Genomic DNA, 22,264 nt, shown 5'->3' on the forward strand with positions numbered 1-22,264 from the left:
TTCTTTTATTTTTCTATTAGGAAATAACTTCCTCAAACAGTTTCAGCATTTCTTCTTTCTTTGTAAGCACTGCAAAAACCACTCTCTTAAATTTATTTTTATATTTCCCCTGAAGATGTGTTTTAAATAATCCCGCAATTTCCTTCGGGTCGTTTCTGAACACTCCGCATCCCCATGCTCCCAAGATTAAGACTTCATTTCCCTCGTTTAATGCTAGTGAAAACATTTTGTCCATTCTCTTCGCCATAGCACTTAATATCTCATCTATCCTTTCCGGTTCCTGGCGTTTTACAACACCTGCATTGACTGCAGGAGAAGTGATGAAATTACATAAAACAGGTTTATCAAGCAATTCCCCTTTATCTTTTCTGAAAACGGGAACCTGCGGGCTGTAAATCATATTATCCGTATAAAAACATGATTTCATATTGCGATGGGTGGTATAATAGTCCTCTGCCATTAACAGGGTTTCATATAAAGCTGAAGTCCTGGCCAGGCTTTCTTCCTGTGCTTCTGCGCCACTCATAAAACCACCACCCGGATTTTTTGCTGAAGCAAAATTCAGGCACATAAGTTTATCTTGATTTTCTTCTTCAGCCAGTTTTAAAATAGCTTTCAGAGAACTGCAATTCCAGGTTTCAATCCGAGTTTCAAAAGTGGGTTCTGGCATTGGGTTTTCTACCAATCCTGAAAGTCGTTCCGGAGTGTATAATGTAGTCCTTTTTTTACTGGACTCCATTTCGTTTGCTATACTTATTCTTTCGTTTTCTTTATTTATATAATATGTTTTGGCAAGGATTTCCAGTGTATCTTTTGCCATTCCTTTATTTGTCATGATTCGTTTTTTTATCACAAATCCATATATTATTTCGCTGTGAATTTGTGAAGATTATTGTAAAGTATTGATCAGGTTTTTTACTCCTTCATTTTCAGAGTCTTTAAAACTACTTCCTACAAATACTTTTTTTACTATTATTTTTCCCACAATGGCCTGATTAAATGTTTCCAGCTCTTCTGAAGGCACCCACAATTCATTATGATTTCTGGCACCAACATTTTGTGCAGGATATTGGTCTGCGATTTCTTTTATAATTTCAAATTCTGTTACAAAACCAAGGTAGTTACCAAATTCATCTCTGGTGTTCCATTTTTCAGCAATTTCCGCTGCATAGTTTTCATTCAGAACTGGATAAAAAATGGGCTACCATTCTAATCTGGGAGGAAACATTTTGTATCCATTCTCTATAATTAAGATCATTTCTTTTTCTCCTACGGGTCTGTATAATTTTATCGTTTGCATGATTTTTTTTTTTGTTAAATATCGGCTCCTATTCTCCGGGCCAGTTCTCCTGATAATGGATAATTTTTTTCCACAGGTAAGAGTTTTTTTGCCTTCTCAAATTCTCCGGACTTTGTCAAGTTTAAAATCTTCTTTACCAAAGGGTTATAATCTTCTATTTTGACGATCCAATCTTCATTAAATTCTTCTATCAGATGCCTGCTGATTCCGACCTGTATGGAACGGTAATTGAGTTTTGTACCTTTGATATTTCGTTCCGGATCCCATTGTACATATACGTTGGCATTTTCAAACTCTTCTTCCCAGATTTTGGGATTGGGATATGCTCTTTTTTCAGGAGAAGTTAAAATAGCCAGTTCCAGTGCTTTTTCCCAGGCTTCTCTTTTAATATGCAAGGCAAGCGTATATTCCTGATTCGGTTTTTGTCCGTAATTACTCCGTTCCATCATCCACAGAAAAGAAGGTTTAATCCACGTCATTCTGTTGAATGAAAACGGAGCTGTAAACTTCTGATTCTCTAAAGCAGCTTTTGCAATGACTTTATTATAGGCCTGATATACCACCAGGGTATCATTTTTATAATCTGCTCTTATTTCAAATTCTTTCATTGTTGTTCGTTTTATTCAAAATTTCTATAACCTTCCATTAAATATAAAATTTATGCCTCTACATCTTTCTATTTTACCGGATAAGATTTAAAAAAGCTGTTGAAAATCTTTTGAATAAGGAGAATAAGATCCAAAAATGGCATCAAACTTCATTTCCAGATTTTCCCATTTAAATTCCTTATCAATCTGATCCAGGCATGTTACTATCAGATTCTTTTTTGTTGAATTAACATAGGCACTATCAAGCTTTAAGGCATAATTCAGCAGGTTGTAATCCAGATCACCTAATCTCAGGTGTTTCTGATATTCATTAAATATACAGGTTTCTTCCTCATTATTTTTTAAATTCAATGGCTTTTCATTACTCATCCATCCGCTTCCATGACGCGTGGTATAACTTCTTGTCACATAGTACATTTCTATATTTTCAATCCCAAGATATTTGCATACCTCAAAGGCATTTTTTGAAGTGGTGCTGGCATAAGTCACATTGGGAAAAACTCCGTGATCCATATCCAATAAAATTCCCTGACTACCTTCAAAAATAAAATGATCAAAGGAATTAAGATAATGATAATCATCTATTTTCCAGTCGATGGCATCGATTGCTTCTAAAAAAGACTGCAATTGTTTTTCAACCTCGTCCTTATCTAAAAAACCATAGTAATAAGCAATGTTTTTCAGCTTTTCGACCAGCATTGCTTTTGGGGCAATCAAATCAATGGCAAATAGTTTATAAGGACTTTCATGTCTTTTCATGGTAGCTCCAACTCCTTTTCCGCAGGTGCCATCTTCCAGGTTTTTGGAGCTTGTTCTGTTTTGCCAGACATCAAAAGGAGTAGTTACTTTTGCCAAGGGGTGAATATGTAATTCTATATTTCCTCCTTTCTCTCTTAACTCTTCCCGTTCATTTAACAGGAAAACAGGATGAATGGTACAATGTTCTGTAAAATAAGAAGGCAGGCCTCGCAATGCTCCGCTCGCAAAACTGGAATGAACATGCTTTCTGTCGTCGATCATCACGGTATGGGCAGCCTGCTGTCCTCCTGAAAATCTGATGACCACCGCTTCCGGATTTTGTTGCGCCAGAAAATCAGTTGTAATTCCTTTTCCTTCATCACCAAAACCCAATCCTATAACGATTTGTGCCTTTTTCATATTTTTTTTACATTTTATATTAAATCCTATTTCATCCCAATTGTCGCTTATATTTTAGGTGACTATATAAAATTTACATCATTGTCATTGGCTACGCCGAATCTTAGATTTCTGACAAAGGAAGAATCTGATATGTGGCTAGATTCTTCATTTCACTTCGTTATATTCAGAATGACAGAGTCATAATAATTAAGATATCAGAATTAGTGTAAACTGTATATAATCACCATATTTTAAAGCATCTGAATCCCATCTAATCCTGACAGATCATTTGTTTTTAAAGCTTGATTTTTAAACTTATCACAGATAATTTCTTTAATAACATTGGGAATCTCACGGTGATCTTCAATGGAGATACAATTCTGTCCCAATAATTCTTTCCAGCCTCTATCGGCTCTGATGCCCTGATCAGAATGTAAAACACTGATGTGGTAGACCTCATATTTTTTCTTCGCCGCTTCCAACAATTCCAGATGAGTATAAGTTTGCTGACCTGATCCCATAATTTCTCTGATTGCGGAAGCGGAAAGCACCGGTAAACAAGGTTCATCACCCACTGTAAATAATAATCCTTTTTGATTTCTTTTTTCAAAGGCATCTGTTCTGGTGTGGAACGCTGCAAAATACCATGCCAGCAGATAACTTTCTCCTGCATTACCTCCGCCTCCGGACTCAATATAGGTACGGGTAAGCCACATATCCAGTTCTTCATCTCCTGATTCAAATTGTCCTACCTGCAACGGGTAACTGTCACATTCATGATCTCCTATACTCAGGAATAATAATGCAGGATCCGGGACTCCGCCCTGAATAATACCTCCCATGAGTTTCGGTAATCCTTCTTTAATTAATTCGTATGGAATATGTCCCATACTTCCCGTAACATCAAGTCCCAAAATAATGGGAATGGAATTCGGATGAACCTCAGAATCTCTGGATTCTCTGAAAGAAATGCCTTTAGGATTCATTGATTCATGAGCTTTTCTTTTGGCATTCTGAGTGAAAATCTCTCCTGCGGATTTTGTTCCGTAGCCTGCTTTACTTGCTCTGTCATAACGAGCGTCTATATCGTATCTTGTGCTTCCCATAACTAAAATGTTTTTCCAAATAAATATTCAAATCTTTTTCTGCTGACTTCGAGCTGGATGTTCAGATTTCTGATGGTTAATGATAGTTCCATATCTTTCTGAACAAATGTTTCGGAATTAAAATCCGCGAATGTCAGGCTGTTTCTATCCAAAGGACTGATGTCAATAAGCCCTTCCTGCTCTCTTTCGAGCTTCTTTATTCTGAGCTCGATATCTTCCACCCGTCGTCTGTAGATTAATTCTGAATCTTCTCCGATGGTACGCGCACGATCTTCTCTTATCTGATCATTATTTCTTTGTAATGATTCAATAAATCTTGGTTGTAATCTGTCTTCCATATCAAAACTTATTTGTGTTATTATTACGCTAATTAAAACAGGCACAGTTATGCCTTATTTTTTTCTTTTTTCTAAAAGGAATACATTATATCTGTTCTTAAGACATACTTAAATCCGGTGAGTAATGTTTTCCCTTCGTGTCTTAAAGGATGGCAAAATACTAAAGCCGTTCCTTTTTTAGGGGTAATGGTAAAGAGGTTTTCGAATTCAGTTTCTCCTCCTTCAAAATCATCATTCAGATAGATTAAAAAAGTGTAAAAACTTTTTTCCTTCTCATTTCGGATGTAGCTTCCGTCTCTGTGCATTTTAAATCGTTGTCCGGGAGAATACTTATACACTCTGAACATTTCATTAAAATTTAAAAGCGAAAGGCCTTCATGATAGTCTGGAAGAAATCCTGCTGCTCTTTCGAAGAGGTCTTCCGCTAAATGATTATCAAAAATCATCAGACGGTCATTATTTCTGACTCCTTTATTCATCTTCTGCTGCCCTTGAACGCCAACTTTTGCCTCCTCAAAACCTTTTTCCATGGAAAGACTAACGTATTGATCACATTCACTTTCAGTCAGGAAATCTTCGATCATAAATATCTGTGGGTGCAATTCAACTTTTTCCATAATTAATATTTTGTGTTTGGTTATTGTGTTTTTACCCTCTCAATTCATCCCGTACTTCCATCAAAGCAAACCCTAACAGGTTCTCTCCGTTCCATAGTAAAGGATTGTCTGCTCTTGTATCTGTTTCCAACATTCCGATTCCCCAAATTTTGTCGTACGGACTGGCTTCTACTAAAATTTTATCACCGGTTGACAAAAGAAAGTCTTTGAATTTCTGATTCTGAGAAAATTTTAAAAGATTTCCGTTTTTTACAATTTGATATTTATACTCATCCCATTTCTTAGGATCAAAATTTTTAACTTTTCTTCCTAAGCTTTTTGCCAGATTGGGAGTACTTGCCTGCAAAATTTCTTTCAACGTTTCAACATCATTAAATAAATTTGCTTTCCCCGCCATCATATAATGCTCAGCTGTTTTATATACTACTCCATTTTCTTCAATCCTTCCCGGAAACCATTGGCTGAAACAGGATTTGGTAATCTCATCTTTTGCTGAATGACCCCAGAAAAACAGAAACTTGATTCTTTCCTTTTTCTGAAATCTTTCTTTTGTATTTTGTAAGGTGTAGTTCATTATTGCGTTATTTTTACACAAATTTAAAAGAATATCATTTTACCAACCAAATTTATTTGTGTTAATTTTACACTAATGAACTTAATCAGTTGATTATCAATATAAAAAAATTAATCTGTAAAATACTATGATTTCTAATGTCCGGTAATTATGGCAGGTATGAAGAACTTTCGGTTAAAGCCAATGAGGGGTAATGTTATAAAAAAAACGGGTTAAAGCCCGTTGTAATTAAATATTTTTTAGAAGATCATCTATTGTAACAGCAGTTACTATCAAGGTATTTGTGCTATTCGTGTTTAAACAGTTATTTAATCTCGAAATAAAAGCCTTGTTCTTCCAGTTCCTTATATTTTTCCTGATTGAACGTAAAGAGTTTTCCGGGTCTTCCGCTGCCTTCTTTCTTTATGTTATTCGTTTCATTAAGTAATCCGTAGCTCATGATTTTTTTTCTGAAATTTCTGCGGTCAATTTCCTGACCTACAATTGTTTTATAGAGATTTTCAAGATCTGAAAACGGAAATTCTTCATTGAGGAGATTAAAACCGATTGGCTGATACTGAATTTTTGTGCGAAGTCTTTTTAAAGCAATGTCGATGATATTTTTATGGTCAAATGCCACTGCCGGAAGTTGGTTTACGCTAAACCACTGTGCATCGTCTGCATCAGAATCGGCGAAGAGTTCATGATAAGAAGGGTTTACAAGGCCTAAATACGCCACGGAAACCACTCTGTTTCTGGGATCCCTGCCCACATTACCAAAAGTATAAAGTTGCTCTAAAAAATCGGGCTTTATACCGGCTTCTTCATGCAGTTCTCTTTTAACGGCATCATCAAGGTTTTCATCATCAAGAACAAGACCTCCCGGAAGCGCCCACCCTCCTTTGAATGGTTCAATATTTCTTTTAATTAAAAGAATCTGAAGATCTTTTTTATCAAAATATCCAAAAATAACGGCATCTACAGCCACTTTTATATCCTGTAATTTTTTTGGAGACTCCATATATTAATTTGCGTTACGAATACACAAAATTACAATTTATCATTACAATAAAAAATAATTTATGAATAATAAAAATTTTATATTTTCGGGATCATATAATAAGTTATATAAAATTACACAATTATGAAAAATTCACTCATTGTTCTTTCACTGTTTATTGCTTTCACAGCTTGTGAAAAAACGAACAAAAAAAAGGCTGATAATTCCGGCAAAACTGCATCAGAGCCCACCTGGAACTCAGTAGATTCAGCTATGGCCGCTAAAACCTGGACGGATTTCAGAAGTCCCGGAGAAATGCATAAAGTATTGGAGAAATATAAAGGCAACTGGAAAGGCGAGGTCAGTACATGGATACAAGACAATGGAAAAGCAATCATCAGCAAATCTGAATGTACCAATACCATGATTTTAGGGGGTCGTTACCTTATCACCAACTATTCGGGAACTATTATGGGACAACCTTTTGAAGTAATGAAAACAATGGGCTATGATAAAGCCAAGAAAAAGTTTGTAAGCACTCTTATCGACAATATGGGAACAGGATTTATGCAAACCGAAGGGGAATGGAATGCTGCAAAAAAAACAATCAGCTTTAAAGGAAAAATGCCAGATCCTATTCAACCGGGAAAAGAATGGGAAGCAAGAGAAGTGTATACTTTTATAGACGACCAAAGCCACACCGTGGAAATATTTGGTCCGGATCCTAAAACAGGAAAGGTTATAAGAACGATGGAAGTAAAGTTTACCCGTCAATAAAAAAAACGCTTCAGATGAAGCGTTTTTTTTATTATTTAGTTAGTTTCTGATCCCAAAAGTGTTGGAATACTATTATTATTCAAATATCCTACATTGTATTCCTGAGAAGTCCAATTTCCTGTTTTTGCATTGAAAACGTATATTTTGTGATCATACCTGTCTACAAATATAAAGTTTCCGTTAGATCTGGTAATATCAGGAGAACTCAAATTATTGTTATAGTATGTAATGCTATAAGGCTGTGACTTCCATTCCATCGTTTTAGTGTTATAAACCACTACTTTATGGTCATATTTATCAATAAACGCAAAGTTACTTCCTGAAGCAAAGGTTGAAGGTTCAATATTGTTATTGGTATAGCCTATGTTAAAATCCTGTGAAGACCATGTTCCGCTCGTATAATTATAAACATAGATTTTGTGATCAAATTTGTCGATAAATAAGGTACTTCCGTTAGATAAAGCAAACAAATAAGGGATAATGTTATTATTGGTATAGCCCACATTATATGGCTGTGAAGACCACGTTCCTGCTCTGGAACTAAATATGTAAACTTTCCCGTCATATTTATCGATAAAAATAACATTTCCATTGTTGGCAGTCACTTCAGGTGTAGTATTATTATTGGTGTATCCGACATTATACGTTTGAGGAGACCAGATCCCTGTTCTGGAGCTTAAAACATAGACCTTTCCATCATATTTGTCTGTAAAAAAATGAGAAGTACTTTTACTTTCCAATATATCATCTCCGATCGACGAACCAGGAGAAGAAATATCGATTTTAGACGCAGTCATTGCATAAGGAACACTCATTAATTGATTGGTACCCACGCTCGTATAATTAGTTCCTCCTGCCGGATCTATTTCTACTTTAATAAATTTAGAATTTATGGCCCAGTTGATTCCGGAAAAAGTGCCTGAAACCGGTGTCCCCTGTCCTATATTCAAATTAATCAACCCTTTGGAATTGGTTGTTTTAGAATGTGTTTCCGTATAAAGATTAGTTCCGGTAACAGAATTATTTAAAATGCTAATTTTTACAGATACATTTCCGTTGGCTACAGGGTTTCCAGAAGGATTAAAGGCAATAGCCTGATAGGTAAATCCCTGAGGAACCTGAGCAAAGACAACAGCTGTTGTCATTGCCAGCAATAAAGTGTATAATTTCTTCATGATATTAGTTTATTTTTTAATGATTTTTATAGGTTTTAAGTCTGAGCTTTTAAAGGTGAGCAGATACACTCCATTAATGAGGGAAGAAAGATCAATACGATCGCCGTTGATTTCTTTTTGCATAACCAGTTTTCCGGACAGGTCATAAATGGAAACCTCTTTTGGCTTTTCTTTTGAAGAAATGCGAAGGGTAATATAATCTGCTGTAGGGTTAGGATAAACGCTGACTTTCTCCTGGTTCGCGACCACTTCATTAACGCCTAGGACATTTAAAACAGTTTGATAAAGCATTCCGAGGGTTCCGGAATTTTGCTGATCCGGATCATCAGGGATCACATAGATCTCGCCCACCGTATGCATAAGATTTTCATTGGATACTCCTCCGGAATTGACTCCTCCCATGAGACTTTGGGAATAGAAGGTGACAGATATTAAAACCCCTGTCAGAGCATAAAGTTTTTTCATGGAAATTAATTTTAACAAATATAAACTAAAGAAGGCTAAGTTTTTAAAATTTATTTTATGTTAAATTAATTCCAAACAACATTTATTAAAAAGAAAAAGACCGGCGATAAACCGGTCTTTTATAGTATAATTGTGATTGTTTTAATCATTAAGCTTTAATACAGCCATGAATGCTGATTGAGGTACTTCTACTCTTCCGATCTGCTTCATTTTTTTCTTACCTTCTTTCTGCTTTTCCAATAGTTTACGCTTTCTGGAAATATCTCCTCCGTAACATTTTGCGGTAACATCTTTTCTTAATGCCTTGATCGTTTCTCTCGCGATAACTTTCGTACCTAATGCCGCTTGTACAGCGATATCAAACTGCTGTCTCGGGATCAGCTCACGAAGCTTTTCACACATTCTCTTTCCGATATAATAAGCATTACTATCGTGAATCAGTGATGAAAGAGCATCTACCATATCACCGTTGATCAGGATATCCATTTTTACAAGCTTGGAAGCTCTGAACCCGATTGGGTGATAATCGAATGATGCGTATCCTTTAGAGATTGATTTCAATCGGTCATAAAAGTCAAAAACCACTTCTGCCAATGGCATATTAAAGATTAATTCAACTCTTTCAGATGTTAAATAACTTTGGTTTACGATCTCACCTCTTTTCTCGATACATAAAGTCATTACTGCTCCTACGAAATCAGATTTTGTAATGATAGAAGCCTTAATGAAAGGTTCTTCTACTCTATCCATTGTCGAAGGATCCATCATTTCAGATGGGTTATTGATCAAAATCGGAACTTCAGGTTCTTTTTTAGTATATCCGAAATAAGAAACGTTAGGTACCGTAGTAATTACGTTCATATTGAATTCTCTGTCCAAACGTTCCTGAACGATTTCCATGTGAAGCATTCCCAAGAATCCACAACGGAATCCGAAACCAAGCGCTGCAGAACTCTCCGGTTCGAAAACCAGGGAAGCATCATTCAGTCTTAATTTTTCTAATGAGAATCTCAATTCTTCAAAATCTTCGGAATCGATTGGATAAATACCGGCAAATACCATCGGTTTCACCTCTTCGAATCCATCAATAGGACCTTCAGCCGGTTTTTCAAAAGAAGTGATTGTATCACCAACTTTTACTTCTCTGGCATCTTTAATCCCGGAAACTAAATATCCTACATCGCCACATTCAACAATTTTCTTAGGAACTTGCTTCAGTTTTAAGGTTCCTACCTCATCAGCTCCATATTCTTTTCCTGTTGCGAAGAATTTAATTTTTTCATTTTTAGAAATACTCCCGTTTACTACTTTGAAATAAGCTTCAATTCCTCTGAAAGGGTTATAAACTGAGTCAAAGATCAAAGCCTGAAGCGGCCCGTCCGGATTTCCAACCGGAGGTGGAATTCTATCAACGATTTGTTCCAACAGATGATGTACTCCTTCACCTGTTTTTCCTGAAACTCTCAATACATCTTCATATTCACATCCGATAAGATTCATAATCTCATCGGTTACTTCCTCAGGATTGGCAGATGGAAGATCAATTTTATTAAGGATCGGAATGATCGTAAGGTCATTTTCCAAAGCCAGATAAAGGTTACTGATCGTTTGCGCCTGAATACTTTGTGCAGCATCAACAATAAGAAGCGCTCCTTCACAGGCAGCAATAGAACGGGAAACTTCGTAAGAAAAATCTACGTGTCCCGGGGTATCAATCAGGTTTAAAATATATTTTTCGCCTTTATATTCATAATCCATCTGGATGGCGTGCGATTTAATAGTAATCCCACGTTCTTTCTCCAAATCCATATCATCCAGCGTCTGAGACTGTAATTCTCTTTGAGTAACAGTATTGGTGTACTCCAAAAGACGGTCTGCCAAGGTACTTTTACCGTGGTCGATATGAGCGATTATGCAAAAATTTCGTATGTTTTTCATTTAAGAATCTTGTAATTTGCAAAGATAAAAAAAGAGAGCGATATATCTCTCTTAAATTCATTGTAATGAATAATTTATGATTCACCAGAAAAGTCATATTCTCCTGTAAGAGGATCAATATAGATCTTTTCGGCTTCCTGTTTTTTCATTTTTTTCTGTCTTTCTCCTTGTTCTATTGCTCCTGCAATACCTCCGATAAGACCAAACATCCCATACGTGCTGTTGGACTGTACAGGGAAAAGATGACCTCTGTTTGTTGTAACATAGAAGCCTTTTTCATCTCTGTTCAGCTCCAAAAAGCCAGAAAATGTCTGCTTGTAAGCTTTTCCTTTTTCTACATAAGCAAACATCTTGTATGAGGATATTTTACTTTTCTTTCCATCTTCTTCCTTCACGGCCTTTGTAATCTCCCCTTTGCTGTTGGTTTCAAGATTATACTTTCCCGGTTCCGGAAGCTGATCAAAAAAAGAAGTGTAACTTAAATAAATCCCATCTTTCAATTGCTCTTCCTTAAGCGCTGCAGCATTAGCCTTTACATATGACTCATAATCTTTGATATCATTGTCAGTAATTTTCTTATCTGAGGGATCTAATGTGTAAGATTTCTTAATGAAAGCTGAATAAATTACGGGAATATTTTTCACCATTTGCTCAGAAACTTCTTTATGATTAAAAGTAAATACCGTGTCTTTTTTATAGATAAACTGATATTTATCTCCTGCTTTTGCAAATGTTTGAGCAGAAAAATCCATTGTTCCTGTTGTGGTTTTTCCATCAGATTCACCTACGGAAAGTTTCAGTTTCTTTAAAACCAGCACAAATTCAACTTTCCCTTTATCCAGGTCATTCCCTTTGGCAAACCAACCGTTGAAATCAATAGCAGGTGTTGAAGGAAATACCACCTCTCTCATTTCCTTATTATCACCGAAAGGAATCTCTCCTATTTGTTTATCTTCTCTCTGATCGATTACCTTGATGCTTTTGTATGCATATTCAGTATAATTGACAATGTTTCCCTTTAGTTTAATTACTTCTTTTGCCTGTGAAAAAGAAATGATCGCTATACAAGTACAAACGATCTGCAATAATTTTTTCATTATTTAATTTTTCGGCAAAAATATAATTTTTAGAAGATAAAATTAAACGGCTCTCACAAAAAAATTTGTAAGAGCCGTCCAACATTAAAAAAATAAACTATTATGGGTTTTGTCTAGATCCCTGGTTCATATTATTTCCGTGAGGTTTTCTTTCATTCATTTTATCTCTCATCATTCCTTCGGATTGAAACAGTTTCAGGACTTTTTGACAGGGTATCACCTGTTGCATCTTATCTGCATATTTTTTTCTGTTATCCAGGAGCTTCTGCCCTATTTCAAAGCTTTGTTGCAACTTTGCTTTCGCTTCATCATCTGATAAAGTTTCGGGGTTAAAGCCCGGATCAAATTGACTTTTTATTTTTTTCTGGCTATCGAGATACTCGTTATAAAGTTGTGTAAATTCCGCTTTATTTCCGGCATCGATATTCAGGTTATCCACGATCATATTGTTTCTGAACTTCTTAAGAAGGTCTTTTCTTTCTTCCGGAGAAAGGTTGTTGATGACCTCTTTTCTTTCCTTAGGATCCATCTTTTTCCAGTCGTAATCTGATCTTTGAGCATTTAAGCCAAAACCATAAATAATAAAAAACGTCAATAATATCTTTTTCATCTTTCTTTATTAGTTATATAAATCCAAATAAACATCTTGAGTTGAATTACTTGCCAATTCTGCAATCTCAGAATTAGAGAACGAATCCAAATACTCATTCATTCGGGTATCTTCTTTTTTAGGTGCAGTTTTCACGGGTTTTGGTGAATCAGCTGCTTTTTCAATTCCATTTTCGCTTTTATAAGCGTAGGTAGAATTATTTTTCTGATTTTCAACAGTTTGATTATTATTTTCAACAGAAGTTAAATCAGCCTTTAAAGTTTCATAGGCTACCTCGCTTTCTGATTTTGGCTCACCTTTTTGGGAAGCAATTGTCGTTTTTGAATTCAAACCCTCTTCCACTGAATTGTTATTATCAGAATTAAAAACATAAGTCACTCCAAAGATCAAAGCCAGTGACGCTGCTGCGGCATACATCCAGTTCAGCCTAAAGACAGGTGCTTTTGTATCCGTCTTTATATCGTTCATAACGCTATCCTGAATACTTTCAAATAATTTATCAGGAACTGTGTAAATGTTCTTACGTTCTAGTTTTTCTATGTCGAACTCTTTCATCTTTGTTTTGTCAAAAATTATCTTTCGTAATTTTCTTTAATATACTCTTCAATTTTCTGCTTGGCATAATGATAATTCGTCTTTAACGTCCCTACAGACATATCTACAATTTTAGATATTTCTTCGTAAGGTAAATCATCATAATACCGCATCATAAATACAAGTTTCTGTTTTTCCGGTAAGCTTTGTATGGCGCTTTGCAACAGGATCTGTATTTCTTCGGCATCTCCTTCCGTATTATCGGCAACGAGATTCTGCATATGGTACTCTGCATCTTCATCCGTTTTTTTCATTTTATTCATTTTGTTGACCTGCTGTAATGCTTCGTTGGTAGCGATTCTGTACAGCCAGGTGTACAACTGACTATCATTTTTGAACTGATGAAAATTCTGGTAAGCTTTAATAAAAGTTTCCTGCAAAGTATCCTGGGCAAGATCTCCGTCTACAATAATTCTTCGAATATGCCAATATAATCTGCTTTGATAGGCATCCATCAAGGCACGGACACCTTTATCCTGGGTCCGTGGATTCTGCATCAACGAAATAATTTCCGCGTCCTTAATCTTCATAAATGCCTTTCACTGTTTTAGATTACAAAAATAACCGAAAGTTAAATTATTCAATCACTTTTTAATTTAAATATTAAAAATAATATGAGATAGTTACGCAATAAGCGTGCCTAGGCAAAAGTTGAGATTGATACCACCCCTCTCGTTTTTAAACTCGACTTAAAATCTTATATTTGTTAGATGCAAATTGTAATTATCGGTTCCGGAAATGTTGCCTATCATATGGCCAAAGCTTTCACTCAGAAAGGCATTCCTTTGACCCAGATTTTTGGAAGGAACGAAAAAGAATTGAATAAAATTTCTGAAGAACTCAACATCCCATACTCCACCGAAAATTTGGAAGATGCAGATCTATACATCATCTGTGTGAGTGATCATTCTGTAGAGAAAGTTTCTAAGATCATTACTAAGAAAAACTGTCTGGTAGCCCACACTTCAGGCTCTCTTCCCAAAGAAATCCTGGCAGGCGAATATAGAAAAGCAAGTTTTTATCCCTTACAGACATTTTCCAAATCAAAAGAGCTGGACTATGAAAAAATTCCGTTCTTCATTGAGACGGAGAATGAAAATGATAAAAAGGTTTTATTTGAGCTGGCTTCCGAAATTTCAAAAAATGTCATGGAAAGCAATCATGAAAAAAGAAAATACATTCACCTGACGGCTGTTTTTGCCTGCAATTTTGTGAACCACCTTTTTTCAAGAGCGAAAGAAATTTCAGATTCTCAGGATATTCCGTTTGATTATTTTTTACCCTTAATTGATGAAACGGTTCAGAAGATTTATGAAATTGAGCCTAAATTAGCGCAAACCGGTCCTGCGGTAAGAAATGACGTTAGGGTTTTACAGTTGCATGAACAGTTATTAAAAGGCGAAAGTCTTGATATTTATAAAGTAATGAATCATTCTATTCAGAAAATGTATGAGCTATAAAGAGAAATTAAAAGATATTAAAGCATTTGTATTTGATGTTGATGGAGTTTTCACAGACGGGAGTGTTTATCTTTTACCCGGAGGAAACATGTGCAGAGTAATGAATGTGCTGGATGGCTATGCAGTAGTTAAAGCATTAAAAAACAATTATTTAATAGGTGTAATCACCGGTGGAAACGATGACATGGTAAAACATAGAATCAATTACCTTGGAATACAGGATTATTATCCGAAATCTCATAATAAAATTGAAGATTTTGAAGATTTCAAAAAGAAGTATAATCTTAAAAATGAAGAGATTCTGACGATGGGAGATGATCTCCCGGATATTCATATCATGGAAAGTTCAGCGATTGCAGCATGTCCTGAAAATGCGGTACCGGAAGTTAAAGGAATTTCAGACTATATCTCTCCTAAAATGGGCGGAAGCGGAGCAGTACGTGATGTGATTGAACAGGTAATGAAAGTTCAGGGGAACTGGCATGATGATAATACTCAATCTGTATAAACGATCATGATGAAATTACTTTTAGCCTCACAATCACCAAGAAGAAAAGAACTGCTTTCAAGCCTTGGATTTGCATTCAAAGTGGTCAAAATTGACTGTGAAGAGATTATCCCGGAGCATTTGAAAATAGAGGAAGCGGCCGCTTATTTATCTGAATTAAAAGCAGATGCCTTCAGAAACTTGGTAGACGACGAAGTTTTACTGACAGCAGATACTGTAGTTGCCATTGATAATCAAATCCTTGGAAAACCAAAAGATAAAGAGGACGCTCAAAATATGCTTCGCCGTCTTTCCGGAAAAACACATCAGGTGTATACAGGAATTACGATTAAAACAGCGGATAAAATCTATACGGAGACCGACGTTGCAGACGTAACATTTGATGAAATTACCGATGAAGAAATAGAGTATTATATTCAAAATTATAAGCCGTTTGATAAAGCCGGAAGCTATGGCATCCAGGAATGGCTGGGAATGGCCAAGATTAAGACGATGACTGGAAGTTTTTACACGATTATGGGACTTCCTACTCATCTTGTGTACAAAATTTTGAAAGAAATATAAATATTATTCATTATAAAATTTTATTATTTTTACAAAATCATCAAACCTGCTGATAATAAAAAGCAGATTAGCGAGTTATATTGAATAATGAAAAAGAATATTTTGTTCCTTCTGGTCATATGTATTGTTGCTTCCTGTGCTACCAAAACAAAGAAGCCGGAACAGCGATCCAAGCTGCTAAAAGGATTTTCCACATATTATAACACTCTGTTTAATGCTAAAGACGCATTAAACAGTGAGTTTACGAACCGTGATAAAGGACATAAGGACAATTTTTATGCTCCTTATATCTCTATTCTCACCTTTGAGGAGCAACCTTTAGGAAGTGATCTGGGTCAGTCTGCTGCATTTGCCGAAAACTCCATGAAGATGGGCGAGGTGGTCAACAGGCCTTCGGGAAGAGGTAATTCCGGCATTCCGGGTATGCCCAATATACCTGGCCAGGGAAATAATAACTCCGGAAAACAAGAAGGAGATCAAGGTCCGGCGAAAGGAGCGACCACCCTTGAAATTGCAGAAGCTAAGGCCTTAAAAGCTATTAATAAGTATTCTGTTACGAGAAACGGGGAAGAGAAAAATAAGCAGATCTTTGATGCTTATATTATTCTGGCTCAATCAAGAATCTATCAGAACAAGCCTTTGGAAGCATTGGATGCCCTTAATTATGTTTTCACTCATATGAAAGATGATAAAAGAGTACCATTGGCAAGAATATATCAGGGAGTGGCTTACGATAAAATTAAAGATTATCACAGAGCCCATGAAACTTTTGCCAAGCTGAAAGGAGAGGACATCAATAAAAGCTACGGAAAGCTCCTGAGCATCTATTATTCTGAGTCTTTGCTGGATGCAGGAAAAAAAGAAGAGGCTGCCAAAGAACTTGATGTAGCTTATGAATTGAATTCCGACAGGAAACTGAAAAGCAGAATTGCTTATTTAAGAGGGCAGGTACTGGAAAATCTCGGACAGGTTGATAAAGCCAGAGAAAGCTACACCAATGCCTACAAATATGCCAATGATTTTGAATTTGAAGTAAAATCCCAAATTGCTATTGCCAAAACTTTTAACGGAAAAGGGGATTACAACGGGGCTAAAAATTACCTGGAAGGAATCAGTAAAAAAGGAACTTACGCTTCAAGAAAAAATGAGTTTTACTATGCTTTGGGTTTAATGGCTAATAAAGCCGGTAAAAAGGACGAAGCACAGCAGTTTTTCAGAAAGTCTTTATTTGAGAAAGTATCTGATCCTCAGATTCGTGGATTGGCGTATTATGAAATAGGGAAGAGCTATCTGGAGAAGAATGACTACATCGGGGCCGGAGCATATTATGACTCTGCACTTGTAGTAATGACCTACGAGCCGTCTAAAATTCTACTTAAAGACCAATCTGCCTACATCAAAAAAATCTCAAAAAATTACTACTTGATCAAAAAGAACGACAGTATCCTTTCTTTAGCAAAAATGAATGATGCTCAAAGAACTGATTTCTTTAGCAAGCATATTGCAAAACTTAAAATCAAGGAAGAGAAAGAAGAACTGGAGAGAAAACGTGCTGAAAGGAACAAAGGATTCGATACGGGAGATTATAATGCCAATTCAATTTTTGCCAATAGTGCCAATTCTTTCGAGGATTTCGGAGTGACTACCAAAGGATTTTATTTCAGTAATACCGGAACGGTAAGCAAAGGATCATCTTCGTTTAAGCAGGTCTGGGGCGAAAGAGCTCTTTCTGATAACTGGCGTTATTCTAAAAAAATGGCTTCTATTGAGGATATGAAAAATGAAGCATTGGGAGTAACTTCTGCACCGAACCCAAGACGTTTTGAACCAGCGTTTTATATAGAACAGATACCTACAGATCAGGGGAAATTATCCCAGTTAAAAAAGGATAGAGATACGGCTTCATTAGGGCTGGGTATGATGTACCAGAACTATTTTACCAATACTCCTTTAGCTACCAAAACATTGTATGATCTTGTAGAGGTAAAACCGGAAGAAAAGGTAATGCTTCAGGCATTGTACGAGATTTTTGCGATGAACTATGAGAAAACTCCTCAGGCTGCCGACAGAGCAAAACAAATTCTTTTAACAGATTATCCTTATACTTCGTACGCAGAGTTTGCAAGAAATCCTAAAAACAACTCTTTTGTAAAGTCAACGGCAGATGTTGAAAATGAATATAAAAAGGCCTACGCATTATATGAATCGGAGAAATTCGGGGAAAGTAAACAAGTGATTGACGAAACGCTTCAGAAGTTTCCAAAGGATGCTCTGGTTCCTAAGCTTTATCTCTTAAATGCCTTTAATGCCGGGAAATCGAGTGGGAAAGAGGTCATGATTCTGCAGCTTGAACAGATTGCTCTTAATTATTCTAAAACACAGGAAGGAGTAAGGGCTAAAGAAATGCTCAATTATCTAAAGAGTGACCTTGGCTTCCAAGCAACGGACAATAAGGGAAATGCTATCCCACAACAACCGGGAGTGCCTGTACAGCCTAACAATCAGAACCAGCAGCTGAATAATAATAATTCTCCAATGATGAATAATAAACAAGCTACTGATCTTCAAATGATAGATCCCACCCAGCAACAGCCAAACTCAAGTAATAATCAACAGCAGAAACTGAAGAAACTCAACAACTCAAATGCTCCTGCTAAGCCACAATAATAAAAAAAGCGAAGATATATTCTTCGCTTTTTTGCTTTTTTATTAAGAGCTGTTTATTCTCTGTTCGTACAGAATACTACGATTCCTTTTTCTTTACTCCGTGGAAATCTTTTAGATAAAAAGGCTCAAAATAGGCGATATCTTCCACCTTATTGTTTTTCAGTTTATCCAGTGAAGGCCTGATAAGGTATTGCGCAGAAGGGTATACGTCGTCCTTAAATTCAGCGTCAGGAAGATTTACAATATCCTTTGTTTTCTTGGCTCCGTCTCCTACAAACAACACTTTTTTATCTCTGAATTCTTCAAAAGAATTCTCGTCAAGAATTTTAGCCTCGGTCTTTGCAAGCTCTTTTCCGGTTTTACCGTCATAAACGGCCGTATAAACCTCCATTCTCCTCGCATCGACCAATGGAATTATAAAGTCATAGTTATGGCCTAAAAAAGGCTCTATCATGCTTTCAAGAGAATTCACGGCTACCAATGGAACTTTCAGTCCGTAGCAGAATCCTTTTGCAGAAGCTGCACCAATTCTTAAACCCGTGTATGATCCCGGTCCTTTACCCAAAGAAACAGCTTCGATTTCTTTAAGTGAAATTCCAGCGCCTTCCAGCGCCCATTCCACGTAGGTATGAAGGCTTTCGGATTGTTTATAATTTTCAGAAACTTCTTCACACAGACACAATAATTTATCATCATCAGATACGGCTACTGAACAGTTCTTTGAAGAGGTTTCGAGATATAGAATTTTCATTTTCTTGATTTAAACTAAACTGCAAATTGCAGGTAATATTTTACAAATTTAAAGCTTTATTTTGAGACTATTTGCGGTAGATCGTTCTTGGTTCAGCCTGAGCACTGGGATAGATGGTCATGTCGGAAATCGTCACATGTTTCGGAGCATTCACACAGTAGGCAATGGCATCTGCAATATCTTCGGCTTTTAAAGGTTCATATCCGGCGTATACATTAGCTGCTTTTTCAGAATCACCTTTGAATCGTACCATTGAAAAATCTGTTTCCACAGCACCGGGTTGAAGATTGGTTACTTTAATTCCAAATTCAGTAAGTTCCAATCTCATTCCTTCTGAGATAACATCTACTGCTTTCTTGGTAGCACAATACACAACACCATTGGCATAAGTTTGTCTTGCAGCAACGGAACTGATATTAACTACATGACCTAAGTTTTTAGTTTTCATAACCGGGATGATCATTTTGGAAACATATAAAAGTCCTTTTACATTCCCATCTATCATTGAATCCCAATCATCTGTCTTTCCTGCTGACAATGGATCTAGCCCGTGAGCATTACCGGCATTATTGATCAGAACGTCAATATCTTTCCATTCGTCCGGAAGGGAGCTGATGGCAGCTTCCACTTCGTTTAGTTGACGCACATCAAATATTAAACTAAATATTTCGGCATATTGAAAAAGCTCCGTTTTAAGAGATTCCAACACCTCCTTTCTTCTTCCACAAATGATAATTCTGTTCCCTTGTTTCGCCAATAACTCAGCAGTGGATTTACCTATACCAGAAGTCGCTCCGGTGATTAATATTGTCTTCATAAAGTAAGTATTAATGGATCAATCGGACAGTGTACGATACTGACAAATTGTTATTATCTTTTATTTATTAGTTGGCATCAAATGCCTGGAACGCATCGGGAATATGCTCAATACACAAGTTTCTCTTTTCATCAGGTAAAACGGAAATAATATCAAATCTCACTTCATTCTCTCTTTTAAATTCTTCCAGATAGTGATTGGCAGCGGAAACAATAGATCTGATCTTTGTTTTGGTGACGGCTTCCTGAGGCAGTATAAAAGCATCGGTAGATCTTGCCTTCACTTCGGTAATGATGATCAGATTATCTTTCTCAGCAATAATATCGATTTCTGCTTTCTGGAAACGGAAATTCCTGACCAGGATTTTATAGCCGTTTTTCTGAAGATAATCTGTTGCCATATCTTCTGCTATTTTTCCAAAATCATTGTGACTAGCCATCGTTTAAGTAGGAGAGTATTAAAATTCGATCTTTACATTGGTGTCAATTTTCACCTTTGCATTTCCTCCAATCAGCAGAGGTCTGTTATCCTTAATGTGACCATTGGGAAAGCCAAAAACTACCGGAAATTTATATTTCGAAATTCTTTCGGAGATCAGTTGATAGGCAAATTCATCAAAGCTTTCTTCGTAGCTTTTATTGTCTTTTTCATCACCCATATTGGTCATTCCACCAACGATAAGGCCTTTAATCTTTTTGAAAACTCCAGCCAGTTCAAGACTCATAATCATTCGGTCTAAGGCATAAAAGTTTTCTCCGATGTCTTCAATGAATAGAATCTTATCTTTAAAATCAAAAGAATAGGAAGTTCCCAAAAGGGCATAAACCAGTGCCAAATTGCCTCCGATAACTTCACCTTCAATATTTCCTTTTTTATTTAATTTATGGGGCTGCAGGCTATATTTTGGGGTCTTACCCTTTAAAATATCAAAAATTCCGTTGTAGCTTTCATCGGTTACTCCAAAACTTGATGTTTTAATAGTTTGCCCATGAATAGAAACAAATCCTTTTTTCAACAAATAGCTTTGTATAACCGTATTATCAGAATAGCCAATGTACCATTTCGGGTTTTCTGTAAAGTTTTTCAACTTCAGATGCTGAACGAGATGCTGACATCCGTAACCGCCTCTGGAAGCCCAGATTGCACCGATTTCTTTATCGTTTAATGCCCAGTTGATATCTTTTATCCTTTCCTGTTCCGTTCCTGCATAATTGTAGCCGTTAGAAAACTTAGTGTATAGATGTTTTCCCAGGACAGGCTCAAATCCTCTGCTTTTAATCATTTCTATTCCCTTTTCCAGTTGGGATGGCTCTACGGCTCCCGCTGGGGAAATAACGGCAATTTTCGCCCCTTTTTTAAGGGGTTTCGGAAAGATCATTTTTTTCATTTTGTTTTTTGGTATTTTACTTCTTTTTTCTCTGCTTCTTCCAGTCGTCTTTCAAACTGGTTAAACTTTTTGAAGCTTTGTAAAAAGATAAAGAAACTGAAAATAATAAGAATAACACCAACCACTCTTCTGATCTGGTTGGCCAGTTTCTGGGTAAGTTTATCGTGAAATTGTTTGGCAAGAAATATTTTAGCCAGATCAATACAAAGGTAGGTTCCGATTACAATTCCTATATATAAAACAAAGCTGCTAGTGTCCGGATATTGATTCCTTACGGAAATTACCGTTACCAGCCAGAAAAGAATGACACCTACATTTAAGAGATTAAAGAAAAAACCGTTAAAAAAAGTTTTAATATAGTTTTGACTAATAATTTTTTCTTCACCCGGCATATGCATCTTGGTTTTGGTAACCAGCATTACAATTCCGTAGACGAAAATAAGGATGGAAGTGATTCTGTAAAAACCGGGATGTTTATCAATTAAAGTGACGATATCCGCACTAGCATAATATGCCGCAAGAATACATAAGAGATCCGCAGTAATAACTCCGAGATCCAATGATAAAGCATGTTTTGGACCTCTGGAAAAGCTGGTTTCAATTAAAAGGAAAAAGATAGGCCCTATAAAAACCAGACTCAGCATGAATCCTAATATGACGGCAGATAATACAAGTTCAAGCATTTAATATATTTTAAAATGAACAAAAATTCATTTCGTTTAATACAAAGTTATACTTTATGATTTAATTATTCAATAAAGTTGTGATATATCAATAGTAATTAGCTCGTGT

Annotated in this window: 26 protein-coding genes; 5 read left to right on the plus strand and 21 right to left on the minus strand. The window is 36.2% G+C overall.

Annotation, left to right across the window (positions count from 1 at the left end):
- Positions 1-16: 16 nt before the first annotated feature.
- The 9 genes from EG342_RS05225 to EG342_RS05265 all read right to left on the minus strand — a co-directional run bounded on the left by EG342_RS05225 (position 17) and on the right by EG342_RS05265 (position 6,683).
- Positions 17-835, minus strand: a complete 819-nt coding sequence (locus EG342_RS05225) for a TIGR02452 family protein (protein WP_103288706.1) — start codon at positions 833-835, stop codon at positions 17-19.
- Between the two features lie 54 nt (positions 836-889).
- Positions 890-1,024 (minus strand): hypothetical protein, encoded by a 135-nt coding sequence (locus tag EG342_RS25610; RefSeq protein ID WP_260232357.1) that lies wholly within the window; start codon positions 1,022-1,024, stop codon positions 890-892.
- 290 nt (positions 1,025-1,314) lie between these two features.
- Entirely contained in the window at positions 1,315-1,908 is a 594-nt protein-coding gene (locus EG342_RS05235; protein ID WP_103288707.1) for a DUF4291 domain-containing protein, read from the minus strand.
- Positions 1,909-1,995: 87 nt separating this feature from the next.
- Positions 1,996-3,066 carry an adenylosuccinate synthetase gene (locus EG342_RS05240; protein ID WP_103288708.1) on the minus strand — a complete coding sequence of 357 codons (1,071 nt, stop codon included), beginning with the start codon at positions 3,064-3,066 and terminating at the stop codon, positions 1,996-1,998.
- Between the two features lie 233 nt (positions 3,067-3,299).
- Positions 3,300-4,154 carry a hypothetical protein gene (locus EG342_RS05245; protein ID WP_103288709.1) on the minus strand — a complete coding sequence of 285 codons (855 nt, stop codon included), beginning with the start codon at positions 4,152-4,154 and terminating at the stop codon, positions 3,300-3,302.
- 2 nt (positions 4,155-4,156) lie between these two features.
- Positions 4,157-4,492, minus strand: coding sequence for a hypothetical protein (locus tag EG342_RS05250; RefSeq protein ID WP_103288710.1), 336 nt, complete (start codon positions 4,490-4,492; stop codon positions 4,157-4,159).
- A 71-nt stretch (positions 4,493-4,563) separates the two neighbouring features.
- Entirely contained in the window at positions 4,564-5,109 is a 546-nt protein-coding gene (locus tag EG342_RS05255) for a 2OG-Fe(II) oxygenase (RefSeq protein ID WP_103288711.1), read from the minus strand.
- A gap of 31 nt (positions 5,110-5,140) precedes the next feature.
- Positions 5,141-5,683, minus strand: a complete 543-nt coding sequence (locus tag EG342_RS05260) for an NADAR family protein (RefSeq protein ID WP_103288712.1) — start codon at positions 5,681-5,683, stop codon at positions 5,141-5,143.
- A 304-nt stretch (positions 5,684-5,987) separates the two neighbouring features.
- The gene (locus EG342_RS05265; RefSeq protein ID WP_103288713.1) at positions 5,988-6,683 is read right to left on the minus strand and encodes an NUDIX hydrolase; all 696 of its coding nucleotides are present in this window, start codon (positions 6,681-6,683) and stop codon (positions 5,988-5,990) included.
- Between the two features lie 123 nt (positions 6,684-6,806).
- Between EG342_RS05265 and EG342_RS05270 the strand changes: the two genes are divergently transcribed.
- Complete coding sequence (locus tag EG342_RS05270; RefSeq protein WP_103288714.1) at positions 6,807-7,439, plus strand: DUF1579 domain-containing protein; 633 nt, start codon at positions 6,807-6,809, stop codon at positions 7,437-7,439.
- A 35-nt stretch (positions 7,440-7,474) separates the two neighbouring features.
- Here EG342_RS05270 and EG342_RS05275 read toward each other — a convergent pair whose 3' ends face one another.
- The 7 genes from EG342_RS05275 to EG342_RS05305 form a co-directional block, all read right to left on the minus strand.
- On the minus strand, positions 7,475-8,614 hold the full coding sequence (locus tag EG342_RS05275; RefSeq protein ID WP_123868033.1) for an NHL repeat-containing protein: 1,140 nt from the start codon (positions 8,612-8,614) through the stop codon (positions 7,475-7,477).
- Between the two features lie 9 nt (positions 8,615-8,623).
- On the minus strand, positions 8,624-9,079 hold the full coding sequence (locus EG342_RS05280; protein ID WP_103288716.1) for a T9SS type A sorting domain-containing protein: 456 nt from the start codon (positions 9,077-9,079) through the stop codon (positions 8,624-8,626).
- A gap of 141 nt (positions 9,080-9,220) precedes the next feature.
- Entirely contained in the window at positions 9,221-11,017 is a 1,797-nt protein-coding gene (gene lepA / locus EG342_RS05285; protein ID WP_103288717.1) for a translation elongation factor 4, read from the minus strand.
- A gap of 74 nt (positions 11,018-11,091) precedes the next feature.
- Positions 11,092-12,114 (minus strand): hypothetical protein, encoded by a 1,023-nt coding sequence (locus tag EG342_RS05290; RefSeq protein WP_103288718.1) that lies wholly within the window; start codon positions 12,112-12,114, stop codon positions 11,092-11,094.
- 100 nt (positions 12,115-12,214) lie between these two features.
- Complete coding sequence (locus tag EG342_RS05295; RefSeq protein WP_103288719.1) at positions 12,215-12,724, minus strand: hypothetical protein; 510 nt, start codon at positions 12,722-12,724, stop codon at positions 12,215-12,217.
- 9 nt (positions 12,725-12,733) lie between these two features.
- Positions 12,734-13,279 carry a hypothetical protein gene (locus EG342_RS05300; protein ID WP_103288720.1) on the minus strand — a complete coding sequence of 182 codons (546 nt, stop codon included), beginning with the start codon at positions 13,277-13,279 and terminating at the stop codon, positions 12,734-12,736.
- A 17-nt stretch (positions 13,280-13,296) separates the two neighbouring features.
- Complete coding sequence (locus EG342_RS05305) at positions 13,297-13,848, minus strand: RNA polymerase sigma factor (RefSeq protein ID WP_103288721.1); 552 nt, start codon at positions 13,846-13,848, stop codon at positions 13,297-13,299.
- Positions 13,849-14,028: 180 nt separating this feature from the next.
- Between EG342_RS05305 and EG342_RS05310 the strand changes: the two genes are divergently transcribed.
- The 4 genes from EG342_RS05310 to porW all read left to right on the plus strand — a co-directional run bounded on the left by EG342_RS05310 (position 14,029) and on the right by porW (position 18,517).
- Entirely contained in the window at positions 14,029-14,778 is a 750-nt protein-coding gene (locus EG342_RS05310) for a Rossmann-like and DUF2520 domain-containing protein (RefSeq protein ID WP_103288722.1), read from the plus strand.
- Positions 14,768-15,286, plus strand: coding sequence for a KdsC family phosphatase (locus EG342_RS05315; RefSeq protein ID WP_103288723.1), 519 nt, complete (start codon positions 14,768-14,770; stop codon positions 15,284-15,286). Before EG342_RS05310 ends, EG342_RS05315 begins: the two co-directional genes overlap by 11 nt.
- Positions 15,287-15,295: 9 nt before the next feature.
- Positions 15,296-15,850 (plus strand): Maf family protein, encoded by a 555-nt coding sequence (locus EG342_RS05320; protein ID WP_103288724.1) that lies wholly within the window; start codon positions 15,296-15,298, stop codon positions 15,848-15,850.
- 87 nt (positions 15,851-15,937) lie between these two features.
- A complete protein-coding gene (porW, locus tag EG342_RS05325; RefSeq protein ID WP_123868034.1) occupies positions 15,938-18,517 on the plus strand; it encodes a type IX secretion system periplasmic lipoprotein PorW/SprE in 2,580 nt (859 codons plus the stop codon).
- 76 nt (positions 18,518-18,593) lie between these two features.
- Here porW and tsaB read toward each other — a convergent pair whose 3' ends face one another.
- The 5 genes from tsaB to EG342_RS05350 all read right to left on the minus strand — a co-directional run bounded on the left by tsaB (position 18,594) and on the right by EG342_RS05350 (position 22,155).
- The gene (gene tsaB / locus EG342_RS05330; protein ID WP_103288725.1) at positions 18,594-19,268 is read right to left on the minus strand and encodes a tRNA (adenosine(37)-N6)-threonylcarbamoyltransferase complex dimerization subunit type 1 TsaB; all 675 of its coding nucleotides are present in this window, start codon (positions 19,266-19,268) and stop codon (positions 18,594-18,596) included.
- A 67-nt stretch (positions 19,269-19,335) separates the two neighbouring features.
- Positions 19,336-20,085: an SDR family NAD(P)-dependent oxidoreductase gene (locus EG342_RS05335; protein WP_103288726.1), complete on the minus strand. Its 750-nt coding sequence runs from the start codon at positions 20,083-20,085 to the stop codon at positions 19,336-19,338.
- A 67-nt stretch (positions 20,086-20,152) separates the two neighbouring features.
- Positions 20,153-20,524 carry a YraN family protein gene (locus tag EG342_RS05340; protein WP_103288727.1) on the minus strand — a complete coding sequence of 124 codons (372 nt, stop codon included), beginning with the start codon at positions 20,522-20,524 and terminating at the stop codon, positions 20,153-20,155.
- A gap of 18 nt (positions 20,525-20,542) precedes the next feature.
- Entirely contained in the window at positions 20,543-21,472 is a 930-nt protein-coding gene (locus EG342_RS05345) for a S66 peptidase family protein (protein ID WP_103288728.1), read from the minus strand.
- The gene (locus EG342_RS05350; RefSeq protein WP_103288729.1) at positions 21,469-22,155 is read right to left on the minus strand and encodes a LysE family translocator; all 687 of its coding nucleotides are present in this window, start codon (positions 22,153-22,155) and stop codon (positions 21,469-21,471) included. The genes EG342_RS05345 and EG342_RS05350 overlap by 4 nt, the downstream gene beginning before the upstream one ends.
- Between the last annotated feature and the right edge of the window lie 109 nt (positions 22,156-22,264).

The organism is Chryseobacterium lactis (genome assembly GCF_003815875.1).
GTDB classification, from domain to species: Bacteria; Bacteroidota; Bacteroidia; order Flavobacteriales; family Weeksellaceae; genus Chryseobacterium; species Chryseobacterium lactis.